This is a genomic window from Vibrio sp. 10N.222.54.E6 (assembly GCF_041473955.1).
GTDB lineage: Bacteria > Pseudomonadota > Gammaproteobacteria > Enterobacterales > Vibrionaceae > Vibrio > Vibrio tasmaniensis_A.
Map to the genome: position 1 here is coordinate 104,532 of NZ_JBFRTD010000005.1, position 5,107 is coordinate 109,638.

General features: G+C 43.9%; 5 protein-coding genes and 3 tRNA genes. 6 read left to right on the forward strand and 2 right to left on the reverse strand.

Annotation, left to right across the window (positions count from 1 at the left end):
- Positions 1-123: 123 nt before the first annotated feature.
- Positions 124-1,044, reverse strand: a complete 921-nt coding sequence (gene glsB / locus AB4513_RS01220) for a glutaminase B (RefSeq protein WP_009847707.1) — start codon at positions 1,042-1,044, stop codon at positions 124-126.
- A 183-nt stretch (positions 1,045-1,227) separates the two neighbouring features.
- A complete protein-coding gene (gene trmB / locus AB4513_RS01225; protein WP_016791043.1) occupies positions 1,228-1,947 on the reverse strand; it encodes a tRNA (guanosine(46)-N7)-methyltransferase TrmB in 720 nt (239 codons plus the stop codon).
- 165 nt (positions 1,948-2,112) lie between these two features.
- Here trmB and mutY point away from each other — a divergent pair, with 165 nt between their 5' ends.
- The 6 genes from mutY to AB4513_RS01255 all read left to right on the forward strand — a co-directional run bounded on the left by mutY (position 2,113) and on the right by AB4513_RS01255 (position 5,087).
- Positions 2,113-3,171 (forward strand): A/G-specific adenine glycosylase, encoded by a 1,059-nt coding sequence (gene mutY / locus AB4513_RS01230; protein WP_102258154.1) that lies wholly within the window; start codon positions 2,113-2,115, stop codon positions 3,169-3,171.
- 28 nt (positions 3,172-3,199) lie between these two features.
- A complete protein-coding gene (locus AB4513_RS01235; RefSeq protein ID WP_010435637.1) occupies positions 3,200-3,472 on the forward strand; it encodes an oxidative damage protection protein in 273 nt (90 codons plus the stop codon).
- 69 nt (positions 3,473-3,541) lie between these two features.
- Positions 3,542-4,675 carry a membrane-bound lytic murein transglycosylase MltC gene (mltC, locus tag AB4513_RS01240; protein WP_017103679.1) on the forward strand — a complete coding sequence of 378 codons (1,134 nt, stop codon included), beginning with the start codon at positions 3,542-3,544 and terminating at the stop codon, positions 4,673-4,675.
- Positions 4,676-4,778: 103 nt separating this feature from the next.
- A tRNA-Phe gene (locus tag AB4513_RS01245) sits at positions 4,779-4,854 on the forward strand.
- A gap of 74 nt (positions 4,855-4,928) precedes the next feature.
- Positions 4,929-5,004, forward strand: a tRNA-Thr gene (locus AB4513_RS01250).
- 7 nt (positions 5,005-5,011) lie between these two features.
- A tRNA-Phe gene (locus AB4513_RS01255) sits at positions 5,012-5,087 on the forward strand.
- Positions 5,088-5,107: the final 20 nt, after the last annotated feature.

A 5,107-nucleotide genomic window follows, 5' to 3' on the forward strand; every position in this document is an offset into this window, starting at 1 on the left:
TCGAGATTCGAGATTCGAGAAGTATTGCATAAGGGTTGGCTTTAGGGTCAACCCTTTTTATTGTAAGAGCCTTTCTCGAAGCGAAGCGCTCTATAGGACGAAGTCCGTGCTCGCATCTTTCTTCTAAAAAATAGAACGTCCAATACGCTCAGAGAGCAATTCTAAAGCCTGAGTTCCCGCCAGTGAATTACCCGACGCGTCCAGTTCTGGAGACCACACCGCGATCGTCATTTCGCCAGGAACAATCGCTATAATCCCGCCACCGACACCAGACTTTCCTGGCATACCAACACGATAAGCAAACTCTCCCGCCCCATCGTACAAACCACATGTTGCAAGCAAAGCATTCAGCTGTTTGGTTTGAACTGGCGTGATGATCTCTTTCTTGGTCTGAACCGACACACCTTTGTTCGCCAAATAGCTAAAGGTTTTCGCCAAGTCCACACAGGTCATTTTAAGCGCACAAGCATGGAAGTAGTTATTCAGTACTGGGATAACATCATTCTCAAAATTACCAAACGAACGCATCAAATAAGCGATAGCAGCATTACGATCGCTGTGCATCATCTCAGAAGCCGCCACAACCTTGTCATACACAATATGAGTATCACCTGATAGCTGACGGACAAATTCTAATAAACGGTGTCTTGGTGCTGATAGACGGCTTTGTAATAAATCGGCAACGACAATCGCGCCAGCATTAATAAACGGGTTACGAGGGATGCCGTGTTCCATCTCAAGCTGAATCATCGAGTTAAAGGCTTGTCCTGAAGGCTCCTTTCCAACGCGTTGCCAAATTTCTTCCGGCTTATACAACACCATCGCCAACGTCAGGCTTAAAGCTTTAGAGATTGATTGCACGGAAAAGGCTTCATCGGCATCGCCAGCTTGAATAACTTCACCTTCATTGGTGTATACCGCAATCGCCAGTTTCTGGTTCGATACACGAGCCAATGCAGGAATATAATCGGCGACCTTTCCCTGACCAATTAAAGGGCGAACTTCATCTAAAATCTCGGCCAAAATAGCTTGAGTTGGTTTCATGTGAGCTTACTTCTTATTGTTATTTTTGTAGGGGATGTGACATTACTTTCTGTCCTTAAACCTTTATCGTAAAAAAGCCTAAGGACAAAAAAGCCAACATTACAATAATGTTGGCTTTTATCAATCCCATAAAATGTAAGGTTAAGATCTTAATCCGATCTCACCTTCATTTTTTATTCAGAATTACTTAGTACGCTTGTACTTGATATCCCAAACACCATGACCTAAACGGTGGCCACGAGCTTCAAATTTCGTTAGTGGGCGCTCGTCTGGACGAGGAATGTAATCCCCATCTTCAGCGATATTCTTGAAGCCTGGAGCGACGTTCATCACTTCAATCATATGTTCGGCGTAGTTTTCCCAGTCTGTTGCCATGTGGAAAATACCAGTATCAAGTTGCAGCTTACCGCGAACCATCTCTGCAAACTCAGCCTTAACGATACGACGTTTGTGGTGACGAGCTTTATGCCATGGGTCAGGGAAGAACAGTTGCAGTGTATGCAGGCTGCTGTCTGGGATCATGTGTTCAAATACTTCTACTGCATCGTGACACATTACACGCAGGTTAGTTACGCCAGCATCGCGAGCTGTACCTAAACACGCACCAACACCTGGGCTGTGAACTTCAATACCTAAGAAGTTTTTCTCAGGCGCATTCTTTGCCATTTCAACCAGTGATGCACCCATACCGAAGCCAATTTCTAGTACAACAGGGTTGTCGTTGCCAAACACTTCTTTCCAATTAAGAAGTTCTGGGTTGTAGTCGATACCCATTGTTGGCCAACATTCGTTCATCGCGTTTTCTTGGCCTTTTGTTAAGCGGCCTTCGCGGCGAACAAAACTACGGATCTTACGAACCAGTTTGCCGTCTTCAGTATATTCGTTAGTGGTCACTTCACTCATTGATTTTTGCCTGCACATTGATTAATCAAAGCGGGGATTATCCAAAGAATTGCCTCCGGTGCAAGTCTTTCCGTGGATAAATTCCCACACAATTTGTCTGTTTTACATCCAACCGTAAGTGTGGTGCAATTTCACTCCTAATAATAGCAAAGCATAGAGCATGTCGTGACTCCTTTCGCAACCGCCATATTAAAGTGGTATGACGCCTTTGGGCGCAAAGAATTACCTTGGCAACAAAACAAAACCGCCTACACCGTTTGGCTATCTGAAATCATGCTTCAGCAGACTCAAGTGGCCACGGTGATTCCATACTACCAGCGCTTTTTAGAACGCTTTCCAACAGTTATTGACCTAGCGAACGCCGAACAAGATGAGGTGCTGCACTTATGGACAGGGCTTGGCTATTACGCGCGAGCTCGTAACTTACATAAGGCTGCAAAGATTGTTACCAAGCAATATGATGGTGAATTTCCGCTTTCTATCGAAGAAATGAACGCGCTACCGGGTATTGGGCGCTCTACTGCCGCTGCAGTGTTGTCCTCTGTGCATAAACTCCCTCATGCGATTCTTGATGGCAACGTCAAACGCACCTTAGCGAGAAGCTTTGCAGTAGAAGGTTGGCCGGGGCAAAAGAAAGTCGAGAACCAGCTTTGGGAACACGCAGAAGCACACACTCCCAATCAAGATGTTGATAAGTACAATCAAGCCATGATGGACATGGGTGCGATGGTTTGTACTCGTAGCAAGCCCAAATGTACGTTATGCCCGATTGAAAGCATGTGTGAAGCTAAGAAGATCGATAGACAACTCGATTTCCCTGGCAAGAAGCCTAAGAAAGAAAAGCCGATAAAAGAAACATGGTTTGTGATTCTGTACCACAACAATCAAGTATGGCTCGAGCAACGCCCTCAATCTGGTATCTGGGGAGGACTATTCTGTTTCCCTCAAAATGAAAACGCAGAGATCGAACATCAACTAGACCTTCGTTCGATCAAAGACAATGAAACCAATTCGATCAAGACCATGATTGCGTTTCGACATACTTTCAGCCACTACCACTTAGATATCACGCCTGTATTAGTAAAATTAGATAAACAACCAGATTTGATAATGGAAGGGACTAAAGGTCTCTGGTATAACTTATCAAAACCGGAAGAAATTGGCCTAGCCGCTCCTGTAAAGCAGCTTATTGAGAGCCTACCCTTTGAACTGAACGACGTTTGAATCAACGAACGCGATAAGAGGAACCACTATGAGCCGCACTGTATTTTGTGCTCGCCTTCAAAAAGATGCTGAAGGCCTAGATTTTCAACTTTACCCGGGTGACCTAGGTAAGCGTATCTTTGACAACGTATCTAAAGAAGCTTGGGGACAATGGCAAAGTAAGCAAACTATGCTTATCAATGAAAAGAAGCTGAACATGATGGATCCTGAGCATCGTAAACTTCTTGAAACTGAGATGGTTAACTTCCTTTTCGAAGGTAAAGATGTCGTTATTGATGGCTATACCCCGCCTAGCGAATAAGACATTTATTTAAATAAATTTTAATGACATCATGGTTTACGCCGCGATGTCATTTTTGTATGAGGAACTATGAAAAAGCTAAGTTACTTCCTAACAGCCATGTTGTTAACAGGGTGCAGTCGTGAATTTGTCGAGAGCATTTATGATGTTAACTACGAACCAACCAACCGGTTTGTAAGTAATTTGGCAGAACTACCAGGGCAATTTGAAAAAGATACTGGGGCGTTGGATGCTTTGATTAGTAGCTTTTCAGGCAATATCCAAAAGCGTTGGGGCAGCAGTGAAGTAAAGATGGCAGGTAAGAGTAACTATGTGAAATACATAGACAATTATCTAAGCCGTTCAGAAGTTAACTTCAGTCAAGGTATCATAACGGTAGAAACCGTCTCCTTAACAGATCCTAAAAAGCACCTCAAAAATGCGATCATGACGACGCTCCTGACACCCGATGATCCAGCTCATGTCGATCTATTTTCGTCCAAAAGCATAAAGCTAGAAGGTCAACCTTTCCTCTACAACCAAGTCGTAGACCAAGAGAAAAAGCCCATCCAATGGACATGGCGTGCTAACAAATTCGCAGATTACCTGATCGCCAATAACCTAAAAACCAAAGAGGTAGACTTTAAAAAAGCCTACTACGTCGAAATCCCAATGGTGGCAGATCATGCGAGCAAACGTAGTTATAAGTACGCCGACATAGTACAACGAGCATCTCAACGCTATGACATCCCTGAAGACTTGATCTATGCAATCATCAAGACAGAAAGCAGCTTCAATCCTTACGCAGTGAGCTGGGCAAATGCTTATGGTCTTATGCAGGTGGTACCTAAAACCGCTGGCCGAGATGTCTTTAAGCTCGTTAAAAAGAAACCTGGAGAACCAAGTCCTGAGTACTTATTCAATCCAGAAAACAACATTGATGCAGGCACTGCATACTTTTACATCCTTAAAAATCGTTATTTAAAAGACGTAAAACACCCAACCACGCTTGAGTACAGTATGATCTCTGCATACAACGGCGGCACTGGTGGCGTGCTCAATACTTTCAGTAAGGATAGAAAGCGAGCAATGCGTGACTTAAATTCACTGCAACCGAGTCAAGCTTACTGGGCACTAACAAAGAAACATCCCAATAAAGAGTCGCGCCGATACTTAGAGAAAGTAACAAAATTCAAGAAAGACTTTAACCAAGGTAAAACGTAAGCCTCACTTTTGAATAAAAAAACAACTAACGAACGTTTTTTTTAGTTATTTTCAAAAAAGGTGTTGACGGTTATGCAGAAAATCCGTTTAATAGCGCTCCGTTGCCCGGATAGCTCAGTCGGTAGAGCAGAGGATTGAAAATCCTCGTGTCGGTGGTTCGATTCCGCCTCCGGGCACCACAATTTGATTTGTTGGTGTCAACACTCTTTAACAGGGAGTAGCAACACGGACAAAAGCATAAAGAATTTAGTGTGCCGACTTAGCTCAGTAGGTAGAGCAACTGACTTGTAATCAGTAGGTCACCAGTTCGACTCCGGTAGTCGGCACCATTCTTTTGCCTCGATAGCTCAGTCGGTAGAGCAGCGGATTGAAAATCCGCGTGTCGGTGGTTCGATTCCGCCTCGAGGCACCATTATTTGGTACTTAACAAAT